Genomic DNA, 15413 nt, shown 5'->3' on the forward strand with positions numbered 1-15413 from the left:
GCTTTTGCGGCCCGTCACGCAAATGCGCAGGATCACGGGCAGCCCCGGATCTCGCATACGTTACCCGCGAGGCTGCCATCACGCGCACCTCCCCGGCAAACGCCATTTTCGATGATACATTGGGACGCTTTGAAACCGTCAACAGACAATCGTGTACGGGAGAAACACATGACCGACGCCTGGGGAACCTTCCCTGCCAGAATGGGCGACCATCAGGCTTTCATCAGCTTCAACCACAGCTTTGCGGAAATCGCGGAAGGCGATCCGCGCACGTCGCTGCTCAGCGTGCGCGTCCCCTTCGCGCACCCGACGCCCGAAGGCCTGCCGACCGGCGACGAGTTCGCCGACCTCACGAAGATCGAGGATCTGCTGGACGCCACGATCACCGCGAAAGGCGGCGTGCAGGTCGGCCGCATCACCGTCGACGGCAACCGGGATTTCCTTTTCTACGTGCCATTCGACGATGCGGCGGCGGCGGAGCTCGTCGACTCGCTGGCCGAACAGACAACCTACGCGCTGCAGTACGCACACCAGGACGATCCGGACAAGGAAGCATACTGGCAGACCCTTTACCCGACCGACGACGACTGGCAAATCATGCGCGACATGCGCGTGCTGGATGCGCTGCGGCAGAAAGGCGACGCCAGCGACGTGAACCGGCGCGTGATGCACTGGGCGTACTTCCCGGACCCGAGCGACGCGCACCAGTTCGCGGACTGGGCCGAAGCGAAAGGTTATCCGGTCGAATCGGTCGCGCCGACGGAAGACGGCAAGTCGGCCGTGCGGTTTTCGCACGAAGGCACGATGGCGCTGGCCGACATCACGCGCCATACGATCGCGATCAATCGCGAGGTGCGTTCGCTCGGAGGGGAATACGACGGATGGGAAACCAGCGTCGAACAGGCTGATTGAGCGGGTCGACATGCCCGCTGCGTACGACGTGACGCTACGTGTCATGTGCAAAAAACATCCCGGCAGCGTTGCTGCGCGCTGCCGGGATCAAGGCATCGCTGGCCGAAACCGGCGATGGGCCTGAGGGTTCGCTCAGGCACGAGGAAAGCGATTCGTGCGGATCAGGCGAACGGATGTCGGGGGGCGCCTGGTTCGATTGCGCAGCCTGCCGAACGCCTGTCCGGTTCCGCCGACGCAGCTCTCCGGCGTCGGGCGGGCAAAAAGCCCCCGCTCCTGCGCGAGCGAGCGGGGAAACAGTTGACCGGGCCGGGGAAGAACGGTCAACCGGCCAAATTGTGATCGCGGGCCGCGCGACGGTCTGTGCGGCAACTCACCCTTTGTCGACAAGGTGGCGGCGTCAGGCAGGTCCGCATGCCGCGTGGCGTCGCGATCCGAGCGCAAGACCTGCGACCGGCAGCGGCAACGATCGCGCCGGCCGTCGGCAGCGTTCTTCTATTCATGTTTGGAGTTCTATTTTGTTTTAGTTCAAGTGGACGTTTTTCAGAAGCGGCCCAGTTTCCGGTAAGTCGCGAGTGATGTCAAAGCAGGATTATTCTATTTTTTCGAGAGCCGTGATTTCGGCTTCATTTTCTCGCACCGTTTTTCGTGAAACCATGTTTCACGAACGCAATACCCAGCATCAGAAAAAACCCGGTTTCGTCATTACGGCGAGCTGCTGGAAAACCAGTCGGCGACCATATCGATCCAATCGACATCGCTGACGATTTCAATGACCGTTTCGCCGACGATTTCGGCAGTCGATGAACTTGTTGACGCCGCCCCGGCGGCAACCGCGTTTGCCTTCGCAATTTCGGCCGACGCGCCGGACCTCGGGTCGGCAAGCCGCTCCAGCCAGTCGACGATATTTGCACGCGCATCCTCTTCATCGGCGAAGTCATTCCGCTCGAGAAAGCGGTCGAACACGATCCACGCAAGTGTCTTGCTTCGCGAATCGGATTCCAGTTTTCGGTCGACAACGCCCGTCCGACCGGACTCCCTGATTTCGAGTGTCGCCGTGAAACAGTAATCGAGATATTCGATTTCAAGTTTCGACGACATGGTTTTCTCCGGTCAATCTGCCCTCTCTGTTCTCTTGATGATCCGCGCCTGTCCGGCTTCGCGACGCCGTATGAAGCATGCGTGAATTGCGCGCAGCGCGTGCTTTCTACTGGAAGTATCGCGACATTCCCACGACCTGTCGATATCGACCGCTGACACATGACCGCATCCGCTTTGCCAATCGCGCCTTCTGCACATCCGGTTCCGCTGCGAATCGTTCCGTTTTCCTATTCCGGGTATCGACCTGCACCGCTGTCGTAATCGCGCTGCTAAACTCCGGCCACGAAGACCGCTTGCGCCACCAGAGGAAATAATGACGCTCGCCCGCGCACAACTGAATGGCGTAGATGTCTGGATCATCCAGCTTCCCGGGCACGCCCCCTATGCCTATACGCACCTCAAGCGGGTATTCCCGTCCGACGACTCGCGACATCAGGTCGTGACGATCGACCTGACGAAACTGCTGACATGCGCCGACCGCGACACCACCGACTATGTGCTGCCGTCGGTCCAGTACTGGGCTCCCGGAAAAGCCGCGGGTATTCGCGAATTCCTCGATCCGGACCAGGACAAGATTCCGGACATGCCGTTCATCACGTTTCGCGAGACGAGAACGCGAACGCTGCTCGGCATCCCCGGCCTGTCGAAAGTCGGCGTCGCGTCATTCCGCAACGGCCAGCATCGCGCACGCTATCTTGCCTATGCAGGTGCGACGACCCTGCCCGTCGAGGTGCACGAGACGGAGGCCGATTTGCTCGTGCGATATTGCGGCGAGTAACAGACGAGCAAGTTCGGCTTTCGCCCGGGAATGGCTGCATATCGTGCGGTCGTTCGTTCGGATCGCGGCAAGCCGCTAGGCCTGTATCGTGTAGATCCGATCGGTGACCTCCGTCTGGCCGATCCGGCTCGTTTCGATACCCGCCAATTGCCAGCCGTTGTGCTCATAAAAGCCGATCGCGCGCACGTTGCCCTCCAGCACCGACAGATGGACCTTGTCCACGCCGATCGTCCGGGCCCACGCGCGAACGGCTTCGATCATGCGTTTGCCCGTACCGCTGCCGTGATGCGAAGGATGGACGTGCAGGCAGTCGAGCAGCACGCCGCGCGCCGGATCGACCGGGCGTTCGGCACTGACGAAGCCGACGGGCTCGCCATCAGATTCGGCGATCAACACGAGGCCCCACTCATTTTCATTGCGATCGAGATATTTCCGCCACCGGACCGCGTGTTCCGCCGGCACCTCGTCGGACAGATAGGCTGCCGGAAGGATATGGCTGTATGCGGTTTGCCAACTCAGGGTGTGCAGGCGGGCGATGAGGGGCGCGTCGTGCGCTGTCGCGACGCGAAGCGTGGTCCGGGTTTCCGGCATCGGTTGGCAACTCCTTCTGCTTGTTCTCTTGATCGGAATGTCTCGTCGCAAAATATACCGTTCCTTGAAACATGCATGCCGCGACGGCTCGCCGCCGGGACATTTGCGTGCAGGCAAAAAAAATCCCGACACCTTCACTGGTCGCCGGGATCGAACGGCCCTGCAAGGCATGAGGGCACGAGGAAGACGACACATTACACGCATGCAAGACTGTTGCGCTTTGTCGGTTCGTGCCAAATCCCTGCGCTATTCCGCCAAATTTCCGGTTCCCGTCGCCGTAAACGAAAAAAGCCTGCTCACGCGACGCGCGAGCAGGCAAGCAAACGGATCAGCATTCGAGGCACGAGGGCTGTCCTCGAAAGATAACGGCACGGCGCGTGCAAACCTTAGTCGAGAACGACGCGTCGCTCGCAGATTGGGTGAGTGTGTTGTCAACGAAACGTCGAAGAAAGACGAGGCACATATGGTCCCGGCCCGTTGACGGTTTTGCGATACGCGCCGGCGACGTCGCAGACACGAAAAGAAGCGGTGCTTTACACGCTATACAGCCCCTCGTCGAAAAGGCTTTGACGAAAACCGGTTACACGGTGGTTATACAGACGCTAGAAAGCAAAAAGCCCAGTTCGATGAACTGGGCTTTTTGCTTGAATTTGTTGGGGTGGCTGATGGGACTCGAACCCACGACGACAGGAATCACAATCCTGGCATGCAATCTGTATGCAGCATTGGATAGCGTCCAGAAAATGGGAACGACGCTCGTAAACTGAGTATTGATTTTACTGCTTTTTTCATGCCTCGTTCCCACACTATTCGCCATCCGAGATTACTGAATCACCCCCGGTTATCTGTCGGCAAAATAGGGTTGGCCTGCATCTTGCCGCGGAAGTAGCTGGCGATTCCGAGCACCGGCGCCATGGTAGCCATGACCGCAGCTTCGGAGCCGAGCATTCCAGGAATCTGACTAAGGATCGCCGGGTTGGCTTGAAAGGCCATCACGCCGATATATGCACCGGCAACAGTCAAGCCGGCCAAGAGGCCGAGCAAGCCAAAACAAAAGCCGACGAACGGGCGCCACGAGTAGGTAGGCCAGTGGTCCGCCTTCGCTTCGATCTGCATCGTCTGATTGACAGAGGCAGTATTCGCCATGTCAGCAGAGAGTTCTGCCTTCGTGAGATCGGCGGCGATCTGCGCGAGCTGTCCTTGCTGCTCGAGCACGGCTTTCTGGAATTGCAGCGCAAGGTTAGGATCGGCTTGGATGGCGGCCAATGCAGCATCCGGTGCCGATTGACCGGTGACGGCCTGAGCAACTCCAACTACCTTCGTCGCGACATCCTCAGCCTTGGATCCGCCGAGCCATCCGGCAATCATCGGCGCAAATTGCGCGAGCGCCATTGCGATAGGGATCAGTGGCATCATGCGGCTCCTTTCGTGAGATTGGCGGCGATCCGCCGCGTCCAGCCTTTGCCAAACGTCGACCAGGTAGCCAGAGAGGTGAAATAGGTGAGGCGCAGCGCATTCCAGCGCATCATGAAGCGCAGGGGATCTGTCGACTGCACTGCAGCGATCGTTGCTGGCCCGAGCACACCGTCAACACGCGCGCCTGCGGCACCTTGCATCCAGATCACCGGATGGCCTCCGTTATAGTTCGCATCGAAGATCTGAAAGGCGATCCGCGGGTCAAACTGATCGAGATGCAGTGGATCCCAATACAGTTTCTTCGCGATCTCTTTCGCGGTATCGCGCGGCAGTTCACGCATCGCGCCGGCATATCCTGCCGCACGCGCGACGCGCGCCGTAACACCCCACATTGTCTCGCCGCCCGGGTCCTTCGGATTGCTCGAATAGCCTCCTTCGTTTCCGATGAGGGCATCGAATGCATCATCGAAGCTACTCACTCCTTTTCTCCTTCGGTGAGGGTTTTCAGGATTCGATCGTCGCTCTCGCGCAGCGCGCGTAGCAGTTCGGCATGGTCTGCCAGCATGTCGCGCTGGGCTTCCACGATCAAAAGGGCCGCTTGGCTGATTCGGTAAATATCCTCGACGAGCCGGCGCTGCACTTCTTCCTGCCTGTTCTGCGAGATCATGATGACCGGTGCTTGAACGCCAGCCAGCCACGAGAACACGAGATTCAGGAGGATGTACGGATATGGGTCGAAGGCGTTTCCGCCGAGCGCAACGTTGATGAAACACCACGCGCCAACAAACAGATTGAACGCGATCAGGAACGCCCAACTGCCGATGTGCTTTGACGCCAAATCGGCCGCGCGCTGCCCTAACGTTTCAGTGCCCGCGGACATACATCAGCACCTCGAAGACGGCTTCCAGCGCGACCAGCGCGATCACGATCCATTCCAGCCGGCGCCCATGGCTCTGCGCGCGCTCGCCTTCGAGCTTTTCGATTCGCTCGCCGTAATGGTCGAGCCGCTCGTCGTGAAGCTCAAAGCGGCCCTCAATGGTTTCGTCATCCATGATGCTGATAGAAGCTAACAACAAGAGTGATGATGGCGATCACGAACATTCCTGCGCTGATCATGAGAGAATGCTTGACCGGCACCGAGTTGTGCGCGTCGCGCATCTGCACGGTGAATTGCTCATTGATGTCCTTCCGGAGTTCAGTGATGTCGTCCTTCGTCGCAACCTTCGCGACCGCTTCCCGGAGGCTCGAGATGATCTCGTCGTGGCGTGTCACCCGCTCGTCAAGTCGCTCGATGGCGTTGTCGGTCGCTTCCTGTCGCGCCCGAAGTTCTGCGATGGCTGCCATTTGCTGATCCATGTAATCCCCGGTTGTCGTTAGTTGGATGGAATAATGGTGAAGCTGTCGGTATTGCCTTCGCGAAGCGCCAAGATACTTCCGCTGGCACCATTCACAGCCCAAGTGGTCGAGTTCTGTTTGAAGAGGACTGCACTCGCGCTCGTCGTATTGTTCTTGGCGAGGATGTTTCCAGACCAATTAGGGGCGACAGAGAATGAAAGCGTCATGTTTCCGTTCGTCGTGCTTTGGCTCATCGCAGAAAGCGTTCCGCCGAAGAATGGATTGCTCAATGAGATATTGGCAGGGTTGACGCCGCCGATTGCATTGCTTCCATCGTATCGGCCGGTCTTGCCGAGCAGGTCGCTGAAGCTGACCGGCGCACCACTTTTGCCGGCCAATGCAACCACCCACGAATCGAGCAGCGAGAGCGGGAGCGAGCGCCCGAGTTCGGCCGCGATCTGCGACATGGAGAGGGGAAACGAGGCCGGGAGCGTCATTTGACCGGCTCCAGAAGCGCGCGCAGGCGCATGACCTCTTTGGCGAGCTCGACGCATGCAACAAGGGCTGCTTGACCATAGGCGACAGATAGAATGGATGCTCCACCGACGGCCTCGGGAAGAAGCTTTTGCAAATCTTGAGCGCTCACGCCCGCCTGAACTTCGCCGATGTCGATACGATGAAACGTGCCGCTCTTGATGGTCGCGAGCCTTTCAAGGAAATCCTCTACGACAGGCTTCCAATCACGCTTTAGACGCTCGTCGGAATTGGCTCTAATGTCCCCGGTGATTGTCAAATTGCCGGGATCGTCGATGCTCAGGATTGCTGCGCTGCGTAGCCCATTGCCAATTTGGAAATTCCCGCCCGTGGCAATGATGTACTTGCTCTGCGTTGAACTCGTACCACCATTGCCGACGAGTTTGATATTGGCGCCATATGCATCAGTGGCAGCATTGATAGTCAGCGTGCTCGTGCTGTTGCCCGGCTCATTAAGCGTCAACCCCGGCAAGTTTCCTAGCGATGCAGATGCTGGGTTCAGAATCCCAACATCCACTTCTGAAAGCCCGCTATCCAGCGCACCGGAATCTAGAGCAACGGTTACTGTCGTCAGAGACGTGTACGCTGAACCAGTAATCGTGCCGTAAAGTATGCCGCCAGTATTGAATGTGCGAATGCGTCGCCCGGCCGTATAGATGCTTGTACGGTTCGTCGGTACCGTGAACTGCGTCCCGCTCACATATGTCGGCGTATCGCCAAACTTCAGCCATTCGCGATCGGTCATGAGGTCTGTAGCTACGTCGGCCATCATCTGCCGCGCGCTATCATTGACAGTCGACGGCGCCTGTCCTTCGGCCCAGTTGATCGTCCCGGCGGTCGCATTGTTCGCTGCGATCGTGGACCATTGCCAGAGTGCCATTTCGGATCACCTATAATGAAAAACCCCGCACTTGGCGGGGTTCGGAGCGTTCATGTACGACCAGATCATTCAGATCGGCCTGATCAAAATTGGGGTTGCCATCGTCATCGGGCTACTGGTGGGCATTTACGAGGCCGCCAACAAGACCGTTGGTAATGGCTGGACGCCCATAATTAAGCAACCCTTGCATGAGCGGATTTGGAACCGATTGCGCCGCCGCGGCAGCACGAGCATCGAGGTACGGGAGGACCGCATTCGGGTCCATAAGTAGACCCGTCAGGCGATCTTGAAGGCGGCCGCCGACCATCTGACCGATCTTGTTGCCGGCGCCAAGAATCCCGAGGCCGGCCATCGGATGACCCAATGCCGTAGCACCGAGCGCCCCCACCGCCTTCCCGACATTTCCCGCCCCACCGAACGTCGGACCGTAGAGTTGCCGCGCGAGCCAGCCCTGCGCGGCTAGGTTGTACGCAGTATCGCTGCCAGGCGAGCGGATTGAGTTCGAGATCGTCGCGCGCTGAAGGTCTTGACCGATGCCCTGAAGCTGTCGCAGCGCATCAGCATCAATTCCGTAAGGCGCGTTCTTCATTGCCGAAGTGAGCGCGGATCGGAACGGCATCATCTGGATTTCGGGGACGCCGCCAGCGTTCATTGCGCGCGTGCCGAGGCCGTTGGCGATCGCCTGACCGGCTTCCATCGTGTTCACGGGAACGCTCATTTGCGCATAGACGCGAGCCGCTTCACGTTGCGCCGGGATATAGCGGGAAGTCCACGCCTGAAGCTGGCTTTGCGCATCCGCGAGGCCGGAGGCGAGTTCCTTGTTCCCACTCGCCTTGGCGTTTCCAATCATGTCCCTCAAGGCGCGATTCGTATAATCGAGCGCGCGGCCATTGATCGACATGTCGCCGCCCTGCTGCGGCCAAACGAGAGTTTCGCCACGGTTCGCCGCGAGCATATCGGCTTGCTGCGCAGCCTGCATCATCGCCGGACGCTGGAACAGCTTCACGAGGGCTTTCCCGGCGCCGGCCGTCTGATCGCCAGCCGCGGCATAGAGCGGGAATGTCGCGTCTTCCCGCGCTGCTTGCGCCGCCTGGAGCGCTTCAGGCGTTTGGGCGACCCCCATGAGGGTCTGCCAACGAGCATTATTGTTTTGGATGGCCCGTTCGGCAGCAGCAGTCTTGAAAGCCGGAATGTTGCCAGCTGCTTTCTCCGTCTGCACGAGCATGGGATTGCCGGCTACTTGCGCGGTTGTCGGTTGCGATCCCGGAACGAACGTCTGAGCCCCTCGGATATTCGCCGCCGCCGCCGCCGCTTCTGACGGATTCATGAGGCTGCTCATACCTTCGCCGACGTAGCGCTCGGGTTGCAGCACCGGGCGCGCAGCATTCCACAGCCCGGTCCCCACTGCTTTCGCCCCCTCGTAGGCCAGCGGGATAGAAGCACCCATCAAGCCGCCGATTCCTGCCTGCTGCATCTTCTGTTGGCCAAAAGACTGGTCGCTATTGCCAGTGGTAGGCATCAGGGCGGCGCTAGTAGCGCCCTGCAATGCGCCCATCCCGACGCGTCCAGCGAGTCCAGTCCCGCCACCCATCGCCATTACCGGAAGCGTGCCGATCGCATTGCCGGCGAGACGCCCCCAATCGGTTCCGGGCGTCGACTGCTGACCAGTCACAATGCCACTCAACGTTTGCGGCTGCTGACCGGCGCGCTGGGCTGCATATTGAGCGTTCTGCGTATCGATTGTCTGCTGCATCTGCGGCAGCGCGGCGGAAGCGTCTTTGGCGAACTGAGAGTTCGGAGCGATCTTGTTTGCGAGCCATGATAGGCCGTGGACGACATCCTGAGCACCACCGCGCACCACATCGCCGATCCCCATCGTGACGCTTCCGGGAACTTGCCATTGCCCCTGAGGCTGATTCGAAGCCTGCGGCACGCGCAGCGCGGGCGGGACGACCGCCGGTGCTGCTGGAGCTCCCAGATAGGCGCCAAAGTCCTGTTGAGGCGCCGCACCTGGCGCGTTCAGGTAATCGTCGAACGCACTCATTTCAGCATCCCGTTGTTGAACGCCCATTCGAAGTTCGCGCGCAGCCTCGGATTAGCCTTGATCGCCGCCTGAACTGCCGCACGCTGCTGATCGCCCGACATTTGCAGGATCGGCATCATCGAGGGTTTGATGTTCTGGTCGAATGCCGCCGATTGCGTCGTGAAGGTTTTCTCATTCCCCTGCGAATACAACGGCGTCAGGAACTGAGTCTTCATATGCATCTGGTCAAGCTGGTTAAGCTGGTTCGTCAGGCCGGCGATTTTCGCGTCCTGCGGCTTATCGTAGGTCGGCACGGCCTCGTTCAGCGTCGCGCGAGAGGCGTCAGTTCCTCCAGAGCCCAGCGCTTTCCCTTGCAGGCTCACATAATTGGCATGGGCCTTTTGATATTCTGCGGCATCATTGCTGATGCGCGTAGCCACATCGGCAGGCAGCATGCGCGCCACCGTACCGCCGAGCCCTTGGTTATGAGCCAAGGCCAACATCTGTTGGAGCGCTTCGCGCGACTGCTGATAGTTTGCATCCGCGTTCGATAGAGAACCGTACGCATCGGCCATCTGCTTGCCCGGAGCGCCTTGAGAGGCATTTGCGGCAGTTGCGGACCCAGGCGGCAATTCAGGCGCTACGCCCGATGCCAGCCCTCCTTGCTGACCTCCGGAAAAGTTCTGCATTTGCGCATGAACTTGCCCGACGTAGCCTTGTGTCTCGCGGGGTAGCATCTTCCACGGCCGGCCGGCAGCGATCCATTTATCGGCATTCTGCGGCCCCCAGTTATACGCGACAGCCGCGTCCGTATCGTTGCCATAGCGCTGCTGCATAGCGGCCGCATAATCAGCGCCGACTCGCTGCTTCTCGGCAGGAGAATTGTCACGCGCGGGCGTCACACCAAAACCCGGATTCGTCAGCGTCGGCCCCATTGTTTGCATGCTTCCCGATGCTCCGGACGCCGGATTGATAGCCATCGGATTGCCACCACTCTCGACTTGGCGGATGGCGTTTTGGAATGGCGTGAATCCAGCCACGCCTGCGCCCGGACCACCGCTCGTAAGTTGGTCGCTCAATTGACCTTGGTTGACGTAGACGGGTTGGCCATTCTGATAACCGGTCGTATTCGTGCCATATGCCTTGCCGATCGCGCCCGCAGCCGCGCTTCCCTTAACCGCTTCGGGCCCTCCGGCAACAGGCTGCACTGTCCATGTTCCGTCACCGTTCGGAACGTTCATGTAGCCGGCGGGTGCTTGACCTGGCGTTCCATACACCTGACCGCCACGAATATACGGCGCACCTGGACGCAATGCGACGATTCCCTCCTTGTCGACCACGCCTCGAATCGCGTTCGTGTATTCCGGAGAGCCAAAGCCGTACGCTGCCGCAGCATTCTTCTGGATGTCCGTCGGCATCATGCGAGCCAATGTCGGATCGTGTTCGACCGCGATCCGCATCATGTCGCCGCCGCCCTGAATCCCTGCCATATTCATCAGCATGCCTTGCTGGAACAGTTCCTGGGGAGATCGACCATAAATACCAGCGGTAGGTGCTGCGCCGCCCGCTTGTGGCGACGGCATCTGCGGTGCTGCGGCGCCGAGGCCGGCGGACAGCCCAGACATCGGGCCGCTATTCGCCGCACCATAGACTGGCGTTCCCTGTGCAAGCGTCGGATCGGCCTGTTGGCTTTGCGGCTGTGCTCCACCGATGCCGCCCATCAGGCCTTGCATCGCGCGCATGCGCAGCAATTGCTGCTGAGTCTGGAAAGCGTTGCCGATGCCCTGCTGCATCTGACCCAACCCATTGCCGAGCGCTTGCCCCATGCTCACCGGAATGCGTGACGGGCCGGACGCCTGAAGCAAGCCTTGACCGAGTCCGAGCAAGCCGGCTGTTTGCGGGTTTGCGAACATCCCCATCAAGCCGCTATTCGGGTCTGTCATTCCGTCAAAGAGGCCCATATCAGCCCCCCTGAGCGTTCATCAGGCGCATCAGCATTTCTGCCAGTCCGGATGGTTGAGAGCCCTGCTGTGCTCCCCCGGACATTTGCTGCTGCCCCATTCCCTGCATCAGACTAGGATTCATCATTGCGGCCATATTCAACAAACCGCCATACTGCGGACCCTGTTGTTGCTGCCCCGGTTGCTGGTGGGCTTGTTGCATCAGGCTTGCACCCATTAGCCCGAGTTGACCGATCCCGGCCATATTCGGCGTCATACCTTGCTGAACTGAGCCATTCGGTTGCGCGCCGGCACCGAACATGCCTGCGGGCATCGCACCTTGATATTGCGTCGCGGGATTAAACAACGCGTTGGGTTGCATCATCTGCTGTCCGACGTTGGGTTGTTGAAACCCGAAATATGGGTAGTCCATCGCTCACCCCTTCATCGAAAGAACATGACTCGCGCCGATTGCGCCGTAATCCACCTTGTCGAAGCCGCTTGCGTCGCGCCATACCGCCCACGGCGCACCGAGACGCACATCGTCGGCCATGACGCCGACGCGGCGAACATTCGGTTCATCCCACACGTAGCGATAGCGATAGAGGGGCAACCCGTTCTCGAGACGTTCGCCAGTGGCCTCGATATCAGCCTTCAGGCGGCGATCGGAGAAGGCGCCCATCAGGCCGCCGCCAACCGCACCAATCGCGGTGCCCCACGGGCCGAACATGCTACCCATTGCGGCGCCGCTGGCTGCGCCACCGAGCGCCCCCGCGCCTTGGTTCTGGTAATAAGGCTGCGTCGATGTCGACGTACCGCCATATTGGCCCTGGATCAGGTTCGAATAGTTGTTCAGTAATTGCCACGGCGCGCTGATCTGCTGCTGTTGCAGCGCCTGTTGATTGCCGCCCATGTTGTACAGATTCGTCGCCGCTCCGTTGATGGAGTTGACGATATTCGGCGCATTTGCCGAACCAGCCAATTGCTGCTGCGCCGCGGTATTGTAGTTGTTCGAGAGGCCGGCAGCGCCTTGGAGCATGTTCCCCATGTTCTGTTGGTACATGCTGTTCATGAGACTCGCATCCGTATTGCCGAGTTGCGTAGCGAGATCTTGCTGATTCTGGCTGACGGCCTGACCATAGGCGCCAGAGCCATATCGACCTGAACCTTCAAATGCACTGGCAGTCTGCGGAGCCGTCGCAGTCTGGTATGCACGCGTAATGGCATTGTTCGCAGCATCGAGCGCACTAGACTGATACGGGTTATTCATCATCGAGCCATTGGCGAATTGGCTGAACGCCGAATTGCCAGGATTGGCGTTGAGGTAATTCCCGTTCAGCAGATTCGTCGTGTAAGTTCCAGCCGAATTATTCAGGCCAGCAGCATTGCCGAAGTTCGTGCCATTCGCCACCCCTTGAGTTGCACCCATGGCCTGCTGTTGCATGGGGGTGAAACCTGCCACCGAAGATGCGGGATCGTTCTTGTATCGGTCATACGCGGTTTGCGCGCCGGAAAAGACGCTTTGGAGGTATGGTTGTTGGCCAGACCACGGATCGGCTTTGGTCGTCGTCGTCGAGCTTCCGCCGCCACTACCGTTCGCCGGAACAGACGGAAGCCCAAGCCGCATCAAATGCAGCTGTCGAGGATTGCGAATCATAGTGGCTTCTCGCAGTAGAGATGAGTCATTTCGTAGCCCCCCAACAGACGTAGGAAGCCACGCCACCAACCGGGGCGTGCTTGCAGTTCCATCGCCTGACAACCATTCGCTTTTGCCCACCGCTCAAGCGTTTCCATCGCCGGAACCTGCCATTCGGCACGATTTCGGCCAGTAACGATGCGGATCGCACAGACCCGTTGCTGCGGGTAATTCACAAGGCGCGTGATGCCGACCGCATAGGCTGTTTCGCTGCGCCAGATCCAGAGTTGGTCTTCGCCCTCAAGCAGCCCGATTCGGATGTCGTTCTCATCGAACTTGCCGCGGCTGGTTTTGCAGGCAGCAGCAATCCACGGACGAACTTCGTCCCACACCTCGTCAATGAGGTGTTTCTGAATGCCGTAGAGCATGGTTATCCGACGATAAGGACGTTGAAGGTACGATCGACTGACGCGGTATTGGCATGCGTCAGCGTTGCTGAGCCGTTGACCTGAGCGGAGACGTAGAGCCCAGACAGTGCGCCCGCTGCGTTTGCCGTGAGCGGTGAAAAGAACAGCCCGGTATAGGCGCCGATGCGTTTGTCGGTGACGGTCGTGGTCGTTGCGCCGGCCGCAAGCGTCACCTGAATGACGTTGTTCGTCTTGCCTTGCAGCAAGCTATTGCCAAGCCGCGCGAGCCGACGCCTATGCTCTGCCTCATCGGACATCGTCTCCTGTACACCGTCATACCCGCGATTCATCGCCGCCCCGACATGTGAACGGAGTCTTCTGGGATCTCAACACCCTGAAGGTTCGTGAAGCTGCCGCTCGTCTGAATACGCGCACGCAGGTAACGACCATCAGCGCGTGTTGGGCATTCGCCGTTCGAATTGATCGCGCTCGGCGTCGTGAAGGTCGGTGCGTCAATCAGACGCTGACGAGTCCCGATCTGGATCGTTGGCGATCCACCGTCTACCATCGGCCGAGCGCTCGTCAGAAACGCGCGCTTGCCGGCAGATCCGAACGGCTCTAGCTCAACCGTATCGGCCGTTGCGGGAGCCGGCGCCCCGGTGAAATAGTTCAGCTTGTGAGTCGGATCGAAGGCACCAATCAGCACCTGACCGCCCGTCCAGACTCGAGAATCGAGCGAGAACGGAAGAGTATCGAGCGTGTAACCAGTGCCGTCGAGTGAATCCAGCGAATAGCCCTGCGAGATCGCCCGAAAGACGTATTCCGCATTGATCTTCGCGAATCCCCATTTGTCGAGCGCCCAGTTATAGACCAACAGGGAATCGGGAACGCCACCCGGAGCCGAGTTGGACGGATAGAGCCACATCACGAGCCGATTGACTGGATCGACGGTGCCTACCACGTTCGCCAGATATGTGATGTTCACGGTCGACCAGAACGTCTTGTCAACGCGATCGACACCGATGGGCCGCGATTGCGAACCATCGAACACGTAGAAACCATCCTCGCCGAGGTAGTAGACCAGCGCACCGATTTGCGCGATGCTTTTTGGTGCTGGAGTCCCTCTGACGCCTTGGGCCGGATAGAAGCCGAACACCGTGGGCGAGCCCTGAAACACAACGCGGAACACCGCGCGCTCGAAGAAGATCGCGCCATCTGCGGTGCCGAGGTTGCCGACGATGCCGCGGATCCACCCTTGATCGCCGGGGATGATCTGCGATCCCGCTAGCAATTGCGCCTCTTGCACGCTGCCGGCTGCTGGCCATGTGGTCGGATCATCGATCGCACACCACTGCACGCGCTGAGGCTGTTCACCATTCGTCACGTCATAGGTGTTCGCCACCATCACGAAATCCTTGATCGTAGTGATGTAGCGGGCTTGCGGGGCACCGGCAGCCAGATCAGCGAACAACGTACTTGAGTTGAGAGTGAAGCTCTGCAAGTTCTGCGACTGAGCTGCGCCGATGATGCGCTGGCCATACTGCGTGAAATACCATCCGTCACCAGCCGGAACGGAATACCCACCTACCTTGCTGACGTTCGAGAATGCTGTGCCGCCAGGCGCCAGCTCATAGAGCGAGTTCGCATCGCCCGCAAAGAGGTAGTTGTTCGCCCCCGTATCGATCGCCATCAACGCGCCTAGGCACTGTTTCGCGAGCCCGTTGCTGCTGTAATTCGACAGCGTACCGACCGGGCCCCATGATTCTTTCGTGCGGGGGAACAGATTCACGACGTTTGCGGACGCACCTTCCGCGTTGTTCGGCGGGAGGTCCGGTGCGTAGCTTGCGATGGGAAGCAGCATGA

Annotated in this window: 18 protein-coding genes; 2 read left to right on the forward strand and 16 right to left on the reverse strand. The window is 59.6% G+C overall.

From position 1 onward, the window contains the following. Positions 1 to 168: 168 nt before the first annotated feature. The gene (locus tag KVT39_RS17080) at positions 169 to 912 is read left to right on the forward strand and encodes a DUF695 domain-containing protein (protein WP_217589710.1); all 744 of its coding nucleotides are present in this window, start codon (positions 169 to 171) and stop codon (positions 910 to 912) included. Between the two features lie 702 nt (positions 913 to 1614). Here KVT39_RS17080 and KVT39_RS17085 read toward each other — a convergent pair. Further along, the gene (locus tag KVT39_RS17085; RefSeq protein WP_034184093.1) at positions 1615 to 2010 is read right to left on the reverse strand and encodes a hypothetical protein; all 396 of its coding nucleotides are present in this window, start codon (positions 2008 to 2010) and stop codon (positions 1615 to 1617) included. Positions 2011 to 2323: 313 nt separating this feature from the next. Here KVT39_RS17085 and KVT39_RS17090 point away from each other — a divergent pair, with 313 nt between their 5' ends. Then, a complete protein-coding gene (locus tag KVT39_RS17090; protein WP_034184092.1) occupies positions 2324 to 2788 on the forward strand; it encodes a hypothetical protein in 465 nt (154 codons plus the stop codon). Positions 2789 to 2863: 75 nt separating this feature from the next. On the opposite strand, the gene KVT39_RS17095 is transcribed toward KVT39_RS17090, so the two are convergent. The 15 genes from KVT39_RS17095 to KVT39_RS17165 all read right to left on the reverse strand — a co-directional run bounded on the left by KVT39_RS17095 (position 2864) and on the right by KVT39_RS17165 (position 15411). Continuing rightward, positions 2864 to 3379 (reverse strand): GNAT family N-acetyltransferase, encoded by a 516-nt coding sequence (locus KVT39_RS17095; protein ID WP_105393096.1) that lies wholly within the window; start codon positions 3377 to 3379, stop codon positions 2864 to 2866. An 831-nt stretch (positions 3380 to 4210) separates the two neighbouring features. Further along, positions 4211 to 4795, reverse strand: coding sequence for a hypothetical protein (locus KVT39_RS17100; RefSeq protein WP_217589712.1), 585 nt, complete (start codon positions 4793 to 4795; stop codon positions 4211 to 4213). Then, entirely contained in the window at positions 4792 to 5274 is a 483-nt protein-coding gene (locus tag KVT39_RS17105) for a glycosyl hydrolase 108 family protein (protein ID WP_217589714.1), read from the reverse strand. Before KVT39_RS17105 ends, KVT39_RS17100 begins: the two co-directional genes overlap by 4 nt. Then, positions 5271 to 5675: a DUF1003 domain-containing protein gene (locus KVT39_RS17110; protein ID WP_217589716.1), complete on the reverse strand. Its 405-nt coding sequence runs from the start codon at positions 5673 to 5675 to the stop codon at positions 5271 to 5273. The genes KVT39_RS17105 and KVT39_RS17110 overlap by 4 nt, the downstream gene beginning before the upstream one ends. Beyond that, positions 5659 to 5847: a hypothetical protein gene (locus KVT39_RS17115; RefSeq protein ID WP_217589718.1), complete on the reverse strand. Its 189-nt coding sequence runs from the start codon at positions 5845 to 5847 to the stop codon at positions 5659 to 5661. Before KVT39_RS17115 ends, KVT39_RS17110 begins: the two co-directional genes overlap by 17 nt. Then, positions 5840 to 6139 (reverse strand): putative holin-like toxin, encoded by a 300-nt coding sequence (locus KVT39_RS17120; protein ID WP_217589720.1) that lies wholly within the window; start codon positions 6137 to 6139, stop codon positions 5840 to 5842. Before KVT39_RS17120 ends, KVT39_RS17115 begins: the two co-directional genes overlap by 8 nt. A 29-nt stretch (positions 6140 to 6168) precedes the next feature. Then, positions 6169 to 6627 (reverse strand): hypothetical protein, encoded by a 459-nt coding sequence (locus tag KVT39_RS17125; protein WP_217589721.1) that lies wholly within the window; start codon positions 6625 to 6627, stop codon positions 6169 to 6171. Then, entirely contained in the window at positions 6624 to 7544 is a 921-nt protein-coding gene (locus KVT39_RS17130; RefSeq protein ID WP_217589723.1) for a tail fiber domain-containing protein, read from the reverse strand. The genes KVT39_RS17125 and KVT39_RS17130 overlap by 4 nt, the downstream gene beginning before the upstream one ends. Positions 7545 to 7656: 112 nt before the next feature. Then, positions 7657 to 9588, reverse strand: coding sequence for a hypothetical protein (locus KVT39_RS17135; protein WP_217589725.1), 1932 nt, complete (start codon positions 9586 to 9588; stop codon positions 7657 to 7659). Next, positions 9585 to 11528 carry a transglycosylase SLT domain-containing protein gene (locus tag KVT39_RS17140; RefSeq protein ID WP_217589727.1) on the reverse strand — a complete coding sequence of 648 codons (1944 nt, stop codon included), beginning with the start codon at positions 11526 to 11528 and terminating at the stop codon, positions 9585 to 9587. Before KVT39_RS17140 ends, KVT39_RS17135 begins: the two co-directional genes overlap by 4 nt. Position 11529: 1 nt before the next feature. After that, positions 11530 to 11940, reverse strand: a complete 411-nt coding sequence (locus tag KVT39_RS17145; protein ID WP_217589729.1) for a hypothetical protein — start codon at positions 11938 to 11940, stop codon at positions 11530 to 11532. 3 nt (positions 11941 to 11943) lie between these two features. Then, positions 11944 to 13164 (reverse strand): tail fiber domain-containing protein, encoded by a 1221-nt coding sequence (locus KVT39_RS17150; protein ID WP_217589731.1) that lies wholly within the window; start codon positions 13162 to 13164, stop codon positions 11944 to 11946. Further along, the gene (locus KVT39_RS17155; protein ID WP_217589733.1) at positions 13161 to 13571 is read right to left on the reverse strand and encodes a hypothetical protein; all 411 of its coding nucleotides are present in this window, start codon (positions 13569 to 13571) and stop codon (positions 13161 to 13163) included. The genes KVT39_RS17150 and KVT39_RS17155 overlap by 4 nt, the downstream gene beginning before the upstream one ends. A 2-nt stretch (positions 13572 to 13573) precedes the next feature. Further along, positions 13574 to 13867 carry a hypothetical protein gene (locus tag KVT39_RS17160; protein ID WP_217589735.1) on the reverse strand — a complete coding sequence of 98 codons (294 nt, stop codon included), beginning with the start codon at positions 13865 to 13867 and terminating at the stop codon, positions 13574 to 13576. A 29-nt stretch (positions 13868 to 13896) separates the two neighbouring features. Then, positions 13897 to 15411 carry a hypothetical protein gene (locus KVT39_RS17165; RefSeq protein ID WP_217589737.1) on the reverse strand — a complete coding sequence of 505 codons (1515 nt, stop codon included), beginning with the start codon at positions 15409 to 15411 and terminating at the stop codon, positions 13897 to 13899. Between the last annotated feature and the right edge of the window lie 2 nt (positions 15412 to 15413).

The sequence above is a fragment of the Burkholderia sp. GbtcB21 genome (genome assembly GCF_019091065.1).
GTDB classification, from domain to species: Bacteria; Pseudomonadota; Gammaproteobacteria; order Burkholderiales; family Burkholderiaceae; genus Burkholderia; species Burkholderia pyrrocinia_C.

Bases quoted from the DNA above. Each gene is read 5' to 3' on its own strand.
- KVT39_RS17150 (WP_217589731.1), bottom strand. From the start codon at position 13,164: ATGATTCGCAATCCTCGACAGCTGCATTTGATGCGGCTTGGGCTTCCG.
- KVT39_RS17135 (WP_217589725.1), bottom strand. From the start codon at position 9,588: ATGAGTGCGTTCGACGATTACCTGAACGCGCCAGGTGCGGCGCCTCAA.
- KVT39_RS17120 (WP_217589720.1), bottom strand. From the start codon at position 6,139: ATGGCAGCCATCGCAGAACTTCGGGCGCGACAGGAAGCGACCGACAAC.
- KVT39_RS17080 (WP_217589710.1), top strand. From the start codon at position 169: ATGACCGACGCCTGGGGAACCTTCCCTGCCAGAATGGGCGACCATCAG.
- KVT39_RS17095 (WP_105393096.1), bottom strand. From the start codon at position 3,379: ATGCCGGAAACCCGGACCACGCTTCGCGTCGCGACAGCGCACGACGCG.
- KVT39_RS17140 (WP_217589727.1), bottom strand. From the start codon at position 11,528: ATGGGCCTCTTTGACGGAATGACAGACCCGAATAGCGGCTTGATGGGG.
- KVT39_RS17125 (WP_217589721.1), bottom strand. From the start codon at position 6,627: ATGACGCTCCCGGCCTCGTTTCCCCTCTCCATGTCGCAGATCGCGGCC.
- KVT39_RS17090 (WP_034184092.1), top strand. From the start codon at position 2,324: ATGACGCTCGCCCGCGCACAACTGAATGGCGTAGATGTCTGGATCATC.
- KVT39_RS17085 (WP_034184093.1), bottom strand. From the start codon at position 2,010: ATGTCGTCGAAACTTGAAATCGAATATCTCGATTACTGTTTCACGGCG.
- KVT39_RS17110 (WP_217589716.1), bottom strand. From the start codon at position 5,675: ATGTCCGCGGGCACTGAAACGTTAGGGCAGCGCGCGGCCGATTTGGCG.
- KVT39_RS17160 (WP_217589735.1), bottom strand. From the start codon at position 13,867: ATGTCCGATGAGGCAGAGCATAGGCGTCGGCTCGCGCGGCTTGGCAAT.
- KVT39_RS17145 (WP_217589729.1), bottom strand. From the start codon at position 11,940: ATGGACTACCCATATTTCGGGTTTCAACAACCCAACGTCGGACAGCAG.
- KVT39_RS17100 (WP_217589712.1), bottom strand. From the start codon at position 4,795: ATGATGCCACTGATCCCTATCGCAATGGCGCTCGCGCAATTTGCGCCG.
- KVT39_RS17165 (WP_217589737.1), bottom strand. From the start codon at position 15,411: ATGCTGCTTCCCATCGCAAGCTACGCACCGGACCTCCCGCCGAACAAC.
- KVT39_RS17115 (WP_217589718.1), bottom strand. From the start codon at position 5,847: ATGGATGACGAAACCATTGAGGGCCGCTTTGAGCTTCACGACGAGCGG.
- KVT39_RS17130 (WP_217589723.1), bottom strand. From the start codon at position 7,544: ATGGCACTCTGGCAATGGTCCACGATCGCAGCGAACAATGCGACCGCC.
- KVT39_RS17155 (WP_217589733.1), bottom strand. From the start codon at position 13,571: ATGCTCTACGGCATTCAGAAACACCTCATTGACGAGGTGTGGGACGAA.